Annotated in this window: 14 protein-coding genes and 2 pseudogenes; 9 read left to right on the forward strand and 7 right to left on the reverse strand. The window is 41.9% G+C overall.

The genetic code is table 11. The annotated features are described in order from the left end of the window. The first annotated feature begins 163 nt into the window (after window positions 1-163). Window positions 164-1291, forward strand: a complete 1128-nt coding sequence (locus tag Q0192_RS09300; protein WP_299289208.1) for an AI-2E family transporter — start codon at window positions 164-166, stop codon at window positions 1289-1291. Between the two features lie 23 nt (window positions 1292-1314). On the opposite strand, the gene ribD is transcribed toward Q0192_RS09300, so the two are convergent. Continuing rightward, window positions 1315-2373, reverse strand: a complete 1059-nt coding sequence (ribD, locus tag Q0192_RS09305) for a bifunctional diaminohydroxyphosphoribosylaminopyrimidine deaminase/5-amino-6-(5-phosphoribosylamino)uracil reductase RibD (RefSeq protein ID WP_299289209.1) — start codon at window positions 2371-2373, stop codon at window positions 1315-1317. A gap of 33 nt (window positions 2374-2406) precedes the next feature. On the opposite strand from ribD, the gene prmC reads away from it, so the two are divergent. From prmC to Q0192_RS09320, 3 genes are read left to right on the forward strand one after another with little or no spacing between them, the layout of a single operon-like run. Further along, complete coding sequence (gene prmC, locus Q0192_RS09310; protein WP_299289210.1) at window positions 2407-3315, forward strand: peptide chain release factor N(5)-glutamine methyltransferase; 909 nt, start codon at window positions 2407-2409, stop codon at window positions 3313-3315. A 26-nt stretch (window positions 3316-3341) separates the two neighbouring features. After that, window positions 3342-4196 (forward strand): CDP-alcohol phosphatidyltransferase family protein, encoded by an 855-nt coding sequence (locus Q0192_RS09315; protein ID WP_366518158.1) that lies wholly within the window; start codon window positions 3342-3344, stop codon window positions 4194-4196. Then, window positions 4193-4597 (forward strand): GtrA family protein, encoded by a 405-nt coding sequence (locus Q0192_RS09320; protein WP_299289211.1) that lies wholly within the window; start codon window positions 4193-4195, stop codon window positions 4595-4597. Before Q0192_RS09315 ends, Q0192_RS09320 begins: the two co-directional genes overlap by 4 nt. Window positions 4598-4600: 3 nt before the next feature. On the opposite strand, the gene Q0192_RS09325 is transcribed toward Q0192_RS09320, so the two are convergent. From Q0192_RS09325 to Q0192_RS09335, 3 genes are all read right to left on the reverse strand, one after another. After that, on the reverse strand, window positions 4601-5389 hold the full coding sequence (locus tag Q0192_RS09325) for an FRG domain-containing protein (protein ID WP_299289212.1): 789 nt from the start codon (window positions 5387-5389) through the stop codon (window positions 4601-4603). 247 nt (window positions 5390-5636) lie between these two features. Beyond that, complete coding sequence (locus Q0192_RS09330; protein ID WP_299289213.1) at window positions 5637-8516, reverse strand: TonB-dependent receptor; 2880 nt, start codon at window positions 8514-8516, stop codon at window positions 5637-5639. A 155-nt stretch (window positions 8517-8671) separates the two neighbouring features. Further along, window positions 8672-8980: a hypothetical protein gene (locus Q0192_RS09335; RefSeq protein WP_299289214.1), complete on the reverse strand. Its 309-nt coding sequence runs from the start codon at window positions 8978-8980 to the stop codon at window positions 8672-8674. Window positions 8981-9088: 108 nt separating this feature from the next. On the opposite strand from Q0192_RS09335, the gene Q0192_RS18775 reads away from it, so the two are divergent. The 3 genes from Q0192_RS18775 to Q0192_RS09345 all read left to right on the forward strand — a co-directional run bounded on the left by Q0192_RS18775 (window position 9089) and on the right by Q0192_RS09345 (window position 11762). Beyond that, window positions 9089-10108 (forward strand): RecQ family ATP-dependent DNA helicase, encoded by a 1020-nt coding sequence (locus Q0192_RS18775; protein ID WP_366518159.1) that lies wholly within the window; start codon window positions 9089-9091, stop codon window positions 10106-10108. Further along, the gene (locus Q0192_RS18780; RefSeq protein ID WP_366518160.1) at window positions 10059-10976 is read left to right on the forward strand and encodes a RecQ family zinc-binding domain-containing protein; all 918 of its coding nucleotides are present in this window, start codon (window positions 10059-10061) and stop codon (window positions 10974-10976) included. Before Q0192_RS18775 ends, Q0192_RS18780 begins: the two co-directional genes overlap by 50 nt. 69 nt (window positions 10977-11045) lie before the next feature. Beyond that, window positions 11046-11762, forward strand: a complete 717-nt coding sequence (locus tag Q0192_RS09345; protein ID WP_299289215.1) for a head GIN domain-containing protein — start codon at window positions 11046-11048, stop codon at window positions 11760-11762. A 50-nt stretch (window positions 11763-11812) separates the two neighbouring features. On the opposite strand, the pseudogene Q0192_RS09350 reads toward Q0192_RS09345, so the two are convergent. The 3 genes and pseudogenes from Q0192_RS09350 to Q0192_RS09360 form a co-directional block, all read right to left on the reverse strand. Next, window positions 11813-12121 (reverse strand): annotated as a pseudogene (locus tag Q0192_RS09350) (RES domain-containing protein); the annotation flags it as partial. A 143-nt stretch (window positions 12122-12264) separates the two neighbouring features. Beyond that, window positions 12265-12750, reverse strand: a complete 486-nt coding sequence (locus tag Q0192_RS09355; protein WP_299289217.1) for an antitoxin Xre/MbcA/ParS toxin-binding domain-containing protein — start codon at window positions 12748-12750, stop codon at window positions 12265-12267. Between the two features lie 51 nt (window positions 12751-12801). After that, window positions 12802-13293, reverse strand: coding sequence for a YajQ family cyclic di-GMP-binding protein (locus Q0192_RS09360; protein ID WP_299289218.1), 492 nt, complete (start codon window positions 13291-13293; stop codon window positions 12802-12804). 140 nt (window positions 13294-13433) lie between these two features. Between Q0192_RS09360 and Q0192_RS09365 the strand changes: the two genes are divergently transcribed. Beyond that, window positions 13434-14042, forward strand: a complete 609-nt coding sequence (locus tag Q0192_RS09365) for a hypothetical protein (RefSeq protein WP_299289219.1) — start codon at window positions 13434-13436, stop codon at window positions 14040-14042. 107 nt (window positions 14043-14149) lie between these two features. Continuing rightward, a pseudogene (locus tag Q0192_RS09370) lies at window positions 14150-15261 on the forward strand (polyphosphate kinase 1); the annotation flags it as partial.

Genomic DNA, 15261 nt, shown 5'->3' on the forward strand with positions numbered 1-15261 from the left:
AATTTAAAGATGCTTCTTTTTTGTTTGCAGTTGATTTTCCTTTTTGAGATAGTTTTAGCTTGTGTTTTATAAAATCTATATAAAACATTTTGCTTGTGGTGTAAACATTTAACCTATTATCAAGTTTATCCTTCAAAAAAACAGTTCAACTTAAACAGATTATATGGCCTTACAAAGTTTACAAACCAGCCGTCCTTTTTATACCAAATTAGCTATGGTGCTCATCAGCATGCTTGCACTTGGCTACCTGGTTATCCATGGAAAAGAAATCCTCTCGCCTTTAATATTTGCAACGCTGTTTTCAATTATGCTACTGCCGGTGGCCAAGTTTTTTGAAACCAAAGCCCATTTGCCCAGAGGCGCTGCCTGTGGGGTTTCTGTAATACTGCTTATTGCAGTTGTTGGAGGGGTATTGTACGTAGTTGCTTCGCAAATTGGTAATTTGGCAAGCGATTGGCCGCAATTGAGGGACCAGGTAACCAACTCATTTGCCAATTTTCAGGATTGGATTGCAGAACATTACAATATCAATGCAGAAAAGCAAATGAACTATGTGCATTCTGCAACATCAAAAATTTTAAACGGCAGTACGGCAGCAATTGGTTCAACGGTGCTTTCCTTATCGTCCGTACTGTTGTTTTTGATTTTTATGCTGATTGATACCTTTTTCCTGTTGGTGTACCGTACGTTGTTATTGCGGTTTCTGGTTGCTGTTTTTAAGCAGGAAAATTCTCAAATTGTTTATGATGTAATACAAAACATCCAATCTATTATCCGAAAATACATTACCGGTTTGATTTTAGAAATGCTGATTGTGGCAACTATTGTTTGCACGGTTTTCTTAATTGGCGGCATCAAATATGCTTTTTTGCTTGGAATACTGACCGGATTATTTAACATCATCCCTTACATCGGTATTTTCACGGCGCTTTTATTAAGCGTTTTAATTACTTTTAGTACCGCTGCCATTGGAAAAGTGATTTTAGTTGCCGTTACTATTTTGGCCATGCACCTGATTGACAGCAACGTTTTGTTGCCTGTAATTGTAGGTTCCAAAGTAAAAATAAATGCGTTGGTTACCATTTTGGGCGTAATTATTGGCGAAATGCTTTGGGGCATCCCGGGCATGTTTTTATCCATCCCTGTAATTGCCATGACCAAAATTATTTTCGATCGGATAGAATCTTTAAAACCTTGGGGCGTTTTGCTGGGTGATGACGAAAAGCCTTCTAAACATTCCATTTTAAATCGAAAAGGGGATGTGCCGGAAGCCGAAGTTGCCGGTAGTTAAAACAAAAAGCCTTGATAAATAAATCAGGGCTTTTTTGTTGGATATAAAACTGACAACAAATCTTCGCCCGAATTTAAGTTGCCTTTTAATTCCCCCAAAATTTCCGGTGCTTTGATGCCTTTTCCCCAACGGGTTTTGCTGGTAAAAATGCGCGCTTCGTCCCACAAACCGGCATCAATAAAAAACTGTAAAGTTTTGGCGCCGCCTTCTACAATTACGGATTGAATATCCTGCAAATACAACTGAAACAAAATGTATTGCGGCAAATACAAATCAAAATCTTCTAAACCAATATACTTTATGTTTTCTTCCAATGCTGTTTTTACCTCGTTAAAAACCAGGGTTTCTACGGATTGATCGAACAAATAAAGGTGTCTTCCTAATTCCAGCCTTCGGTCTAAAACAATCCGTTTGGGTTGTTTTGCTTCGGGTTGATAACGGTTGTTCAACTGCGGGTTATCGGCCGCCGCCGTATTTTTTCCTACCAAAACCGCGTCTTCCTCGCTACGCCATTGATGGACTAATTTTTTGGAAACCGGATCGGAAATCCATTGCTGGCTGCCGTCTTCCGGTGCAAAAAACTGGTCTTGTGTTTGCGCCCATTTCAAAACCACATACGGCCTTTGCTTTAAAACACGTGTAAAAAAACGTTTGTTCAGTGCTAAACATTCGGCTTCCAATACATTTTCTACCACTTCAATCCCGGCGTTTCGTAACTTCTCAATCCCTTTTCCATCCACCTGAACAAAAGGGTCGCGGCAGCCAACCACCACCTTCGGGATTTGGTTTTTGATAATCAGATCGGCACATGGCGGCGTTTTGCCAAAATGAGCGCAAGGCTCCAACGAAACATAAATGGTAGCTTCTTTTAACAGTTCTGCTGCGTTTTCATGTCGTTCTAAAACAGCATTTACCGCATTAACTTCGGCATGCGGCTGTCCGTATTTTTGGTGATAACCTTCGCCAATTATTTTGTTTTGATGCACAACCACGGCACCAACCATCGGGTTCGGGCTAACAAAACCGGTACCCAAAGCAGCCAGTTCTAAACAGCGGCGCATGTATTTTTCGTGATCGTTCATCCCACAAAAGTAGCTTTTTCCGTTCTTTGCTGCATGAAAACTGTTGGCGAAGCACGCATTTGGTTAAAAGAAAACCTGAAATCGGTTTACGCTTCGGAAGAGTTGGATCCGATTGTGTTTCTCGTGCTCCATTCCATCACCAAATTACCGCCAACGCAACTGCGCGCTTTTCCCGAAAAACAACTTTCTGAAGCTCAAACTCAAATGCTTCTTTTATCGGCACAAAAACTGCAAACAGGAATGCCAGTACAATATCTGTTGGGCGAAACCGAGTTTTTTGGGTTGAAGTTCGAAATCAATCCATCCGTTTTAATTCCACGGCCGGAAACGGAAGAACTGGTTGCCTGGGTTATGGAGGAGAAAGGAAGCTTGAGCGGAGATAAGAGGAGCGGCGAGCGGGGAAAGCTGAAAGCTGAAAGCTTAATGCCGAAAGCCATCCTCGATATTGGCACGGGCAGCGGCTGCATCCCAATCTCGATCAAAAAAAACTGGTCCGAAGCAGAAGTTTTTGCTTTGGATATTTCTGCGGAAGCTTTGCAAACGGCACAAAAAAATGCTTCGTTAAATCAAGTTGAAGTGCATTTTTTCCAACAGGACATCCTCAACTTTATACCGGTAAAAGAAGCATCATGTTATTCCATCATCGTCAGCAACCCGCCTTACATCACCCCAAAAGAACAATTGCAAATGCACCACAACGTGCTGGCTTTTGAGCCGCATTTGGCTTTGTTTGTCCCGGAAAACGATCCGCTGCTTTTTTACCGCGTGATTGCTGGTTATGCTTCTTTTGCCCTGCAAAAAAATGGGTTGCTGTTTTTTGAGGTCAACGAAAAATATGGAAAACAAGTATTTGAATTATTAAAAGGGGAAAATTTTATTGATATAGAAATACGAAAAGATTTAAGCGGGAAAGACCGAATGGTAAGGGCAAAATTAGGTTGATTGCTTTCTTTTTTTCCAAAACATTATTGTTTTTAGGATTAACTGCTGATTGTAAAACTTCGCCTACTGCTTTCCGGCTGCAAACTTATCGTATCTATATTTGTAAAATAACCTATAAAAAAGGTACAAGTAACATTAAAATGTTAGGCGAAGCGATACAGCAGGAAGAAGTTTTGGCTCCAATAGTTGAAGTTGATAACTCTAAAAAACTATTTCAAGACCGGAAAAGGACCAATATTCTTCGGAGTTTTGAGCAAAGCTTGATTACTTTTTTAGTCAAAAACACGCCTCAATTTATTACTTCCAACATACTTACTTCCATTGGTTTGGCCGGAAGTTTACTTGTTTTTGCCGGTTTTATATTGGCTACCTACATCCACCCGAATTTTATTTTGCTTGGCGTTTTTGGTTTGGCTGTAAATTGGTACGGCGATTCGTTGGACGGCCGCATTGCTTATTACCGCAACATTCCGCGCAAATGGTATGGCTTTGCGCTGGATATTATTATGGATTGGATCAGCACGGTTTTAATCGGTTTAGGTTATGTGGTTTATGCCAAAGGCGAACACGAACTGGGCGCATTTCTGTTTGTGGTTTTGTACGGCTGGTCTATGATCATTTCCCAACTTCGCTACAAAATTACCGATAAATATACCATTGATGCGGGTTTGTTAGGCCCAACAGAAGTGCGCATCATCATCGCATTGATATTGATAGCCGAAGTTGTTTTTCGGGATTCCATTCAAATTTCTGTAATTGTAATTTGTGTTGCCCTTTTTATCATCAATTGTATGGATACCCAAAAACTGCTGAAACTGGGCGATAAACGCGACCGGCACGAGCGACGGGCAAAACGGAAACAGCAGCGTTTGGATGAATGAGTAAACCGGTTTTTACTTTTGCCAAAGCCCAGGTTTCGGCATTCTTGGGCGGCGTGCTGGATTATATGGTAATGATTGCCTGCACCGAACTGCTGCACATCCATTACACCATTTCCATCATCATCAGCGGCATTGTTGGCGCGGTTTTAAACTTTTCTTTAAACCGGTATTGGTCGTTCAAAGATCAGGGATCGGAAAAATCCCCAGTTGGTTCCCAGTTAATCAAGTTTGTTTTTATGGTTGCCGGAAGTGTTTTGCTGAAAGCTGCCGGAACTTATGTTTTAACCACCGGGTTGAAACTGGATTACCGCATCAGCCGGATTGTGATTGACATTATTGTGTCGCTTGGTTTTAATTTCGTGCTGCAAAACTTCTGGGTTTTTAAAAAGCAGGCCGGCTAAATTTTAGGTGCTAAAAGAAGCATTGGCCTCGTTGCAAAGCGTTTCTTGCATACTGTTTTTACCACTATAAAAATAGCGCCATTGCAAATGCGAGCACAAACCTTCCAGCTCTGGGAAAATGGTAAAAGCATTTACGCCAAGCGTGTTTAAATCGGTGCGGATGTCCTGGAATTTTTCTGACGGGATTTTGATTTTTAAAAGTTTGTTTTTAAAGCTGTCTGCTTTGTTCAGCGGTACTTTTTCTTCGATTTCCTGATTTGGCTGGATCGAAAAAACAGCAGATTGGTTGTTGATCCTTTGCTTGATGATCCTCGGCCGGATAATCTTGGTTTCTTTAACCTCAAACGGATGGACGGCTTCAATATTAATATCGTAGTCTTTTGGTTCGGCCATCAAAATCCAAACAACCGCATAAGGTGCTTCCTGAGATTGCAGGTCGTTTTCCCAAATGGCAAACCACAAAGCAGTCAAAGCATTGTTAGACCAATCCAAAAGCCGCGTAGGCAAGCCAAAATGTTGGCCAATGGTCAGGTAATCCCAATCGTCCATTGGTCTTTGGTTATCAATCAACAATGGGTTTGTTCTTTTAAACTCCTGTAGAAGTAAAAACTCGGTGTTAAATAATTCCCCTTTCGGTTGCAAACGGGCAATTTTGGGGATCAGGATAAAATCATCTTTCTGTCCGCGGAACAAAAAATCTTCGTCGTTTCCCTGCTTAATGTTCTTCTCTTTGTTTTTGTGGATGATCTGCAAATATTCTTCCACCGATCCTATCTTTTCTTCCAAATCCATAAACAGTTCCTTATACTATTTAGATACAATGCAATCTTTTAAGGAAATGTTTATAAAAGTTATGGAATTAGTCTCGTCATTGGATTTCTAAAATTGTTTTTTCAAATGCAATCAGCTTTCAATTATTTTAAAAATAGGCGATAAAAACAGTATAAGTTTTATACCTGTAAAAACAGCATCTGCAAAAAACAAAGCGGCCAGGTTTTGCAAAAAACTTGGCCGCCAATCAAAAAAATCAATGTTTTTTTTACATAGTAAAAGTTAGTTTCCCTAAAATAAACCTGCCGTTGAAGCCAAATTGCGAAACGGCTGCGCTGTATTGAAACCTTCCATTAGAAGTATTATCGCGGTTGGTGGTATAATTATTGGCTGAATTCCCGCTCAAGTTGTTTTGGTTATTTCTTGGGTCCATATATAACCGATCGGGATAAATATCAAATAAGTTGCTCGCGCTTACCGTAAAATTAAGTTGTTTGGTGATTTTGTAGCCCAAAGAAAGATCGGTAACCCATTTTCCGGAGAAAGTTTGATCAATACCCAACGGTAAATTATTGGAAGCAATGTTTGGGTCAACCGAATTAAGGTAAGTTACTTTTCCAAAATAAACCGTTCTTAAAGCTACGTTAAACTTTTTGAAAGTATAATCGCCGCTTAGGTTAATCTTGCTGGCTGGAACGGAAGTTTCAAAACGAGACTTTTCTGTACGGTTAAACAATTTTTGCAGCAAAACTTGGTCGCCATTGATTTTATCAGAACCATTGATGCTCGTTACTTTGGTTTGGTTTACGTTTGCCGCCGCCGAAAGTACCAAATTGCTGCTTCCGTTTAAAGAAATGCGGTCTGAAATAACCACATCCAAACCACGTGTGCGGGTAGAAATGGCGTTGGTAAAGAATTGTACACTGTTGATTTGCGCGTTCGGGTCAACCGTGTTCAAGATTTGGTTTACCGTTCCGCTGGCTATCAAATTACCGTTGCCATCACGTTCGCGTGTGTACTGGCTCGAGAAAACAATACGGTCTTTGATATTGATCTGGTAAGCATCAATGGTATAAGTTAAGCTGTTGGCAATTTTTCCGGTCAGGCCCAAACTATAATCTTTTGATTTTTCCGGTTTTAGAGAACCAACACCAAACTGGCGCACAATATTGTCATCATTATTAGCCGTTAAAACCTGCGTTGGATTGCCGTTGACAAACTGCGTGCTTACATTGTTAAAATAACGCTGGTGCAAAGAAGGTGCGCGGAAACCAGTTGCAAACCCGCCCCGAATGTTCAGTTCATCTGCAACTTTTACACGCCCGGACAATTTATAAGAGAAGTTGGAGCCGAAATCACTGTAATTTTCGTAACGGCCGGCTGCTTCCAACAATACACGCGGGCCAAAATCTGCTTCATAATCTGCATACAAACTTTTGTTGTTCCTGGATTTGTCCAAAGCGTTGGAAGGCTGAAAACCCGGAAAAACCTGTGCGCCTGCTGCCGTAAAAGAAGAACCAACTTTACGCCCCGTAATGCCTTGCGATGGGATACCGAAGGAATAAGAACCTTCTTCGCCTGCATGGATTTGGTAATTGTCTATACGGTATTCTGCACCGTAAGCGGTATTTAAACCGGTTAAAATCCCGTCGAAATTGAATTTTCGGGAAACATCAAAGTTGACCGTGTTTTGGTTGAACACCAATTTTCCTGCTTTAAAAGAAGTAGGGCTGGTGCCGATCGGGAACGATGCGTTATCCGTATTGGTAATATCAAAGCTAATATTGTTTTGTCCGTAAGTATTGCTCAGGTCATAGTTCCAGTTGCCGATTTTGCCTTTAACACCACCAATAAAAGACAAGTCATTGATGGAAGTATTGATAAAAGGCAAAAAACCGTTGGGATAAATGGTTGCATCAACTTGCGTGGCCTGGCTGGGCAAACGGTAAAAACCGGCTGATAAACCATTTTTACGATTGTAGTTTGCATCAGCATAAACATCGGCCCATTTAGCAACCGTGTATTGCCCATTTGCAAAAAAGCCACCAGATTTCATTTGCGAGTTGCCCACAATCATGTTGATGCGGTTTAACCCGTTTGCTTGCGCTTTGGCATCGTCTGCGGCTTTTAAACCGGCATACCGGGTTTCAAAATTAGCTTCTGTTTCGTTAGCACCTTTGGATGGCAGCGGCGAATAAAGCAGCGGGCGTGTATCAGTGCCGCTGCGGTTGGTTGCGCCGCGGTCAACATATTGTGCACCAATATTTACAAAGCCTTTTCCGTTTAAATTCCAGCCTTTGCTGCCTTCAATTTGGTAAGTTTTGCCATCGTAAAAGGTTCGTCCTAAAGTGCTTGAAGCAGATTGCCCATAACTAAAAGCAACATTTAAAGGCGTAACTTTTTTCAGCACGATGTTGATCACACCGGCAATCGCATCCGAACCGTATTGGGCAGCGGCCCCCTCGCGCAAAACTTCGATATGGTCAATCGCAGCAACCGGAATGGCGTTTAAATCCGTACCTACACTTCCGCGGCCAAAAGTTCCGTTGATGTTGACCAAAGCCGAAGTGTGCCTCCGCTTTCCGTTCACCAAAACCAAAACCTGGTCTGGCCCTAAACCGCGCAACGAAGCCGGATCAATATGGTCTGTTCCATCCGAAATGGTTTGCCGGTTGGAAGTGAAAGAAGGCGCCACATAATTCAGGATCTGGGAAACGTCCGTTTGCGGAAAACTTCTGAGTTCTTTTGTAGAGATCACATCAACCGGGGCCGTAGTTTCGATGTTGGTGCGCGGGATTGCCGAACGCGAGCCGGTAACCACCACTTCGTTCAAAGCCGAACCAGCCAACTTCAAACTAAAATTTTGTGTGGTAAAAGAAGCATCAACCGTAACCGAAGTGGTTATAGTTTGATAACCGATAAAAGAAACTTTAAGCTGATAGGTGCCTTTGGCCAGTTTAAACGAGTACTCGCCGTTTTCGTTGGTTGCCGTGCCGGTTTGTGTGCCAACGATTAAAACGCTAACGCCTGGCAAGGTAGAGCCATTCGAGGCATCGGTAATTTTGCCACGAATGCCTTGCGCCAGCATGATTGAAGTGAATAGGCAAAGCAAAAAGGTGATGGACAGTTTGTAGTAAATTTTGTTCATATTTTTCTATTTTTATTAAAAGTAGAAATTATATGTCAAAATTTAGTTACAGATTAAAGATTTTTATCAAAGAAGCAAATAATGGCAATCTTATTTAATTTTCCATAAAAAACGGCACTTATTTAAAACAAGTTTTGGTTAAATTGCAATCCGGGTTATTTTAACGACTGAAAAAGCAGTTGCTGGTCTTCCTGCGTAATCGTTAAATCGCCTTCAAAAGAAAAAACTTCCTTTTTTTCGTCCAGCGTTAAAATTCCAACAGGTAATTTTACGCGTTCTTGTTTGATAGATTGCAGATCGTAATCTGTTTCCCCGTCGGGTTCCACGTTTTGCCAGCGGTTGTCGTCAATTTCGTAAATAAAATACCGATGCTGATGGTCTTGTACAAACTGACCGTGTTGTTGTTCAATCGGTTTCAATTCAACCAAACGGTCGTGCGAAATAGCTATGGGCGAAGTTTTCATTTCCTATTAATCAATTTTTGGCCGATACTGTTTTTATGGACATAAAAGAAGCATCGGCCAAATTTAAATTTACGCGGTGTTTTGATAACTTTGGAACAGAACTGCTGCATGACAACACAAGAAATCCTTTCGCATTACTGGAAGCACCAAGCGTTCCGGCCGATGCAGGAAGAAATTATCCAATCCGTTTTATTGGGCTACGATACGCTGGCGCTGCTGCCTACCGGCGGCGGTAAATCAGTTTGTTTCCAGGTTCCGGCGTTGGCCAAAGAAGGCATTTGCATTGTGGTTTCCCCGCTGATTGCGTTGATGAAAGACCAGGTAGAAAACCTGCAGGCCAAAGGCATTGAAGCCATCAGCATCGTTTCGGGAATGGGCAGGCGCGAAGTGGATATTGCGCTGGACAACTGTGTGTACGGCAACATCAAATTTTTGTACCTGTCGCCCGAAAGGTTATTGTCGGAATTGGTGCAGGAACGTATCCGTTACATGAACGTGAATTTAATAGCCGTGGACGAAGCGCATTGCATCTCTCAATGGGGTTATGATTTCCGGCCTTCGTATTTGCATCTGGCCGGTTTGCGGCTGCTTCATCCAAATGTTCCAGTGCTGGCTTTAACGGCTACGGCAACGGCGCAGGTTCGGGAAGATATTCAGCAAAAATTGTTGTTTAAAAGAAGCAACATTTTCCAGCAAAGCTTTGAGCGGCAGAATTTAAGCTACGTGGTTCAGGGCGATGAAAACAAGCTGCGCAAAATGTTGGACGTCATCCACGGCGTAAAAGGCAGCGGCATTGTTTATGTGCGCAGCAGGCGCGAAACTTTTGAAATCAGCAAATACCTCAACCAGCATCAAATTTCGGCCGATTATTACAACGCTGGTTTGCCCGCCGAAGAACGTTCTATCAAACAGGAGAACTGGAAAAATAATGTAACGCGCGTCATCGTCGCCACCAACGCTTTCGGGATGGGCATTGATAAACCTGATGTCCGTTTTGTAATCCACAAAGATTTGCCCGAAAGTTTGGAAGTGTATTACCAGGAAGCGGGCAGGGCGCGACGGGCAAAAAGCGTATGCCGTGTTGCTGTATACCAAAAGCGACCGGCTGCAATTGGAAAAGAAGTTTGAACTGAGTTTTCCTTTGGTAGAAGAAATTAAAAAGGTTTACCATTTTTTGGGGAACTACACCCAGTTGGCTTACGGTGCGGGCGAAGGTTTGAGTTTTGATTTGGACCTGGGCGATTTTTGCACGAAGTTTAAAATTGATCCAGTTAAAACGTTAAATGCCTTGAAGTTTTTGGAGCGGAACGATTATCTGTCGTTCACGGAAAGTGTTTTTTTGCCTTCCCGTTTTCGTTTTGAAATCGGGAACGAGGATTTGTACCGTTTCCAGATCGAGAACGAAGGCTTTGATTATTTCATCAAAACCTTGTTGCGCACTTACGGCGGTTCTTTTGAAAACTACGTTCGCATCCGCGAATTAGACATTGCAAGGCGTTTAAATTTGAGCGTGCAGCAAGTCATCGCCCAACTAAAAACTTTGCAGGAGCAAAACGTTTTGAGCTACCTGCCGCAAACCGATATGCCACAAGTAACTTTTACGCGGGCGCGGCAGGATAATTTGCATGTCATTATTGACCGCAAATTTCTGGAAGAACGCAAACAGGTTTTCCACGAAAAAATGGAGGCTGTTTTTACTTATGCCGAAACCAAACAATGCCGAAGCCGGATGTTGCTGGCTTATTTGGACGAGCCGGACGCGCCTAATTGCGGGCGATGTGATGTTTGTTTGGAAAACAAGCGGCGCGAAAAAGCATCCGAAGTTTTTGACCGGATTACGCAGGAAGTGATTGACCAGCTTTCGGTACAAAACTTAACGGTGGAAGATTTGGTTCGTTCCATCAAAACCGGAACGGAAAAAGACCGATTGGAAACTATCCGCCGTTTGTTGGATGCCGGAAAAATAAAATCCGACGGCGAAAAATATTATCTTTAATTCTCCAAAACTTTCGGTAACTCGCAATGCTTCTTTTATCGGCATAAAATTATTACCAACCTAAAAAATATGAAAAAGCAACCGCTACTTATCCTGTCTGGTTTTCTTTTGTTGTTTTCAGTTTTGTCTTCCTGCAATGATTCCTGCGAAAAAGGTTCGGGCAAAGCAGCTTCTGAATACCGTAAAGTGGGCGCTTTTACCAAGCTAAATTTTTCCGGTGCTTACAAAGTTGTGCTGAAGCAAGGCGTTCCTTCTGTAAAAGTTACTGCGGATGATAATTTGTTGAAGCAGATTGAAACCAGTGTAAGAGGCGATGAACTGACGATCAAAACCAAAAAAAATATTTGCAATGCCGGAACGATGGAAATTGACATCAGCAACCCGGATTTTCAGGCGGTAAAAACAGCAGGAACGATAGATTTAAGTGCCGACGGAAAACTTAACCTGAAAGATTTTAGCATGGAACTGGCCGGCATGTCAAAAGTAAACCTCAATTTAAACGCGGCCAATGTAACCACTTCAACCAGCGGTTCTTCCGAGGTGAATTTAACCGGCCAGGCAACATCCAACAAGGTAACCATGAGCGGAAAAAGCAATCTGAACGCGCTTGATTTTGTGGTGGCCAATTACCGTATCGAAACCAGTGGTTTTACCAATTGCAACGTAAACGTGCTGAACGAGTTAAGCGTAAATGTAAGCGGTGCCGGCAGTGTGCAATACAAAGGCAACCCGGCAAAAATCAGCAACGAGCATTCGGGTGCAACGAGTATTAAAAAGATTGAGTAAAAGGAGGATGCTTCTTTTATCACTGATTTTTTCAACTATTGAAACTCAATTTACTTTAACAAACGATCATCAAAAGTAAATGGGCTTATCTCTTTTACGGTTAGCAAATTAGCTTCGGTATGCAAAGGATTAATCAACACGTTTTGGGAAAATGGATCAATTGCACTGGGCACGAAAAGCAACAAAGAGGATTGATTTTGCAGCCAGGCATTACCGATTTTTTTCAGAATATCCGGCGAAGGATATTTGTTCCAGCCTATCGGTAGTTGGCCGGTTTCTAACATCAGGCTGCTTGCAGTATCATCAACCTCAATCTTCGCCATCACTAAATCGTGATGGATTTCTTCCGGTTGTAAATGGACAAGTTTTTCTTAAATACAGGTTGATGAAGATAAAGAACTATAAATTATGGGCAAATGATCATGCCATCGAGCAAATGAAAGCAAGCCGCCTCTGCCCGACAAATCTTCCGCATATCGTTCGCGGGCAATACGAAAAAGGATCATGAATAGAAACCATATTCTATTTGTGCCAACACGTTCTCAACCAACCTGAAACCTTCTATTGTGTCCAGCAGTTCTAAAGGTGTTTTTTCTCCCAAAGCCAAGTTTGGGCGGTTCAGCCAATGGTCAAAAGTTTGTTTATCGCCAAAAACATCCAAGCCTTTTAAATAAAGCCGGGCAAATTCATACAGAAAGTTTGATTGCTCAACGGATAACTTTTCATCATCGTTGTAATAAGCAGGCTGAGGAAAACCGATATGAAGAATATTAAATATTTTCCCGGCAGGAAGGTCTGTTTTTTCTATCACCCGCGTTACGGATTCTTTTGGGAAACCATTTCGGATAAAAGCGATGGTATCAACAGTTTGCTGATTGCTGGTTATTTCGTTTAAAAGGTTATCAGACAACAAAAAGCTCAATACTTTATTATTATCTGAAATGCTGATATTCAACTCATCCAGGTTTAATTGTTTTATCTTATCCATACCAAAACTTTTAAACTAATATAAGCGCTATTGTTTAAATATCAACCCTCCTCAATTCCGCATATTGCTATACTGCAACGGCTGTCCAAAATCCTCGCCGCGGCACAAAGCAATAACCGCCTGCAGATCGTCAATCTTTTTTCCGGTAACACGTACCTGGTCGTCCATAATTGAAGCTTGCACTTTTAAGCCGCTGTCTTTTATTTTTTTGACGATCTTTTTGGCCGCTTCTTTATCAATCCCTTCCACAATTTTAATTTCCTTGCGGATCATGTTGCCCGATGCATATTCTTGTTCGCCAAAATCCAGCGCGTTTGGGTCGAGATGCTGTTTTACCATGCGGCTGATGATCGAATCTTGGATGGCTTTCAAACGCATATCGTTCTCGGTAACAATGGTTACTTCATTGGTTTTTTTGTCCAGTTCGATGGTGCTTTTCGAATCGTTAAAATCGTAACGGTTCAAAATTTCCTTTTTGGCGTTGTTGATGGCGTTGTCCAACGTTTGCGCGTCAATTTTGCTGATAATGTCAAAAGATGGCATAATATGTATTTTATTTTAAGGGAATTAAATTTTAACGGTTAGCTTTATAAATTCTAAAGTTATAGGCAAAATTAGCACAATTAAAGGATGCGCAACGGCACATTTAAGCTTATCACCGACAAAAAAACAAATATTATCCGATGAAAAAGAAAGGCAAGTCAAAAGTAAAAAACAAAGAACTGGAAACCAGCATCACCGCCAAATTTACCGAAGCGTTGCATGGTTTGGGCCATAATGTAGAAAGCCTGAAAAAAGAAATTGCCAAAGCCGGTAAAACGGTTTCCGAGAAAATTGCCAAAGCATTAGCCGACGCGCAAAAAGCAACCGCAAAAGAAGCAGACAAAACAAAAAAACTGACGAAAAAGGTTGATAAAAAGAAAACCGATGTTAAAATAGTGGCCAACAAAGCCGAAGCGAAAATTGACAAGGTGGTTTCGGCAGTTGCAAAAGCGGCTTCCGGCAAATCTTCTACGGCTTCCGGCCGTTCGGTTGCCAAACCTGCTGCACCAACTTTAGATAAACCACACGCCGCGCCTGCCGAAAAAGAGGCGGTAAAAGAAGCATTTGCCCCGGTAAAACGCACCCGTGCGCCCCGAAGGAAAAAAGAAGAAATTGAAGCCGCAAACGCTGAAAAAGAGGCGGTAAAAGAAGCATCGGTAAAACGCAAACGCTCGCCCAACAAACCAAAACCTGTTGCCACATCCGAAGAAAAACCGGCAACAGAAACAACAGGCTCTGCTGTTTTGTAGTAAAAATAAGGATTTAAGCAGCGTTTAATTTAACCTTTGCTTAATAAACAAATACACGTTTTTGCATTCCCGGCAATCTCCGGGAATTTTTTGTTGTTAGTTATGTTATGATCTCGAAGCATATTCCTTTAACCAACCGCGAAATCAGTTGGCTTTATTTTAACGACCGCGTTTTGCAGGAAGCCGCAGACGAAGCCGTGCCTTTGATTGAAAGGGTGCGTTTTTTGGCGATATTTTCTTCCAACATGGACGAGTTTTACCGCGTTCGTGTGGCAACTTTAAACCGCCTGGCAAATTTAAATGAAAAGGCGAAAGAGATTTTAGGCTACAACCCGAGGAAAGTTTTAAGTCAGATTAAAAACCTGGTAATTAAAGAGGAAAAGAAGTTTAACAACCTGTACGAAAACATCATTGTAAAAAAACTGGCCGAAGAAAAGATTTTTATCCTGGACGATAAACAGCTCAATGTTACGCGCGGTGAGTTTGTAAAAAATTATTTTCGGGAAAAACTGCTTTCCAACGTGGTGCCAATTATTTTGGACAAACATACGGCAATGCCGCAGTTGAAAGACCAGGCGATTTATTTTTTTGTACGCTTAACGAAAGAAGACCTGGAAAGTCAGTCGAAATTGGCGCTGATTGAAGTTCCCGAAGGCATGTCGCGATTTTTGGTTTTGCCGGAGACGAACCAGTTAAAGTTTATCATTTTGCTGGATGATATTATCCGTTATTGCCTCGACGATATTTTTTTCATTTTTGATTACGATACGATCGAAGCTTATTCCATCCAGCTAACGCGTGATGCGGAACTGGATTTGGATAAAGAAGTGAGCGAGAAATTTATCGAATCGCTTTCCAAAAGCTTGCAAAAACGGAAAAAAGGCAAGCCGATGCGTTTGCTTTACGATACGGATATGCCGCTGGATATGCTTTCGTATTTGGTGCGAAAAATGCAGTTAACGGCCACAAGCCTTATTCCGGGCAGCCGTTACCATAACTTTAAAGATTTTATTTCTTTCCCAAACATTGGCCGGCCGGAATTGGAATATCCGAAAGTCCACGCTTTGGAAGTGCCGCAACTGCCTTTTGGCAAAAGTTTGCTGGGCATGATCAGCAAACGCGATTTTTTGGTGAGCACGCCGTACCAGTCTTTTGATTATGTGATCCATTTTTTGCGGGAAGCTGCCATTGATCCCGGTGTTCGGGAAATCAGCATTAC

The sequence above is a fragment of the uncultured Mucilaginibacter sp. genome (assembly GCF_937859865.1).
In the GTDB taxonomy this organism is placed as follows: Bacteria; Bacteroidota; Bacteroidia; order Sphingobacteriales; family Sphingobacteriaceae; genus Mucilaginibacter_A.

Excerpts from the sequence above, each read along its gene's own strand:
- Q0192_RS09300 (WP_299289208.1), top strand. The coding sequence starts at position 164 with ATGGCCTTACAAAGTTTACAAACCAGCCGTCCTTTTTATACCAAATTA.
- ribD (WP_299289209.1), bottom strand. The coding sequence starts at position 2,373 with ATGAACGATCACGAAAAATACATGCGCCGCTGTTTAGAACTGGCTGCT.
- prmC (WP_299289210.1), top strand. The coding sequence starts at position 2,407 with ATGAAAACTGTTGGCGAAGCACGCATTTGGTTAAAAGAAAACCTGAAA.
- Q0192_RS09320 (WP_299289211.1), top strand. The coding sequence starts at position 4,193 with ATGAGTAAACCGGTTTTTACTTTTGCCAAAGCCCAGGTTTCGGCATTC.
- Q0192_RS09325 (WP_299289212.1), bottom strand. The coding sequence starts at position 5,389 with ATGGATTTGGAAGAAAAGATAGGATCGGTGGAAGAATATTTGCAGATC.
- Q0192_RS09330 (WP_299289213.1), bottom strand. The coding sequence starts at position 8,516 with ATGAACAAAATTTACTACAAACTGTCCATCACCTTTTTGCTTTGCCTA.
- Q0192_RS09335 (WP_299289214.1), bottom strand. The coding sequence starts at position 8,980 with ATGAAAACTTCGCCCATAGCTATTTCGCACGACCGTTTGGTTGAATTG.
- Q0192_RS18775 (WP_366518159.1), top strand. The coding sequence starts at position 9,089 with ATGACAACACAAGAAATCCTTTCGCATTACTGGAAGCACCAAGCGTTC.
- Q0192_RS09345 (WP_299289215.1), top strand. The coding sequence starts at position 11,046 with ATGAAAAAGCAACCGCTACTTATCCTGTCTGGTTTTCTTTTGTTGTTT.
- Q0192_RS09355 (WP_299289217.1), bottom strand. The coding sequence starts at position 12,750 with ATGGATAAGATAAAACAATTAAACCTGGATGAGTTGAATATCAGCATT.
- Q0192_RS09360 (WP_299289218.1), bottom strand. The coding sequence starts at position 13,293 with ATGCCATCTTTTGACATTATCAGCAAAATTGACGCGCAAACGTTGGAC.
- Q0192_RS09365 (WP_299289219.1), top strand. The coding sequence starts at position 13,434 with ATGAAAAAGAAAGGCAAGTCAAAAGTAAAAAACAAAGAACTGGAAACC.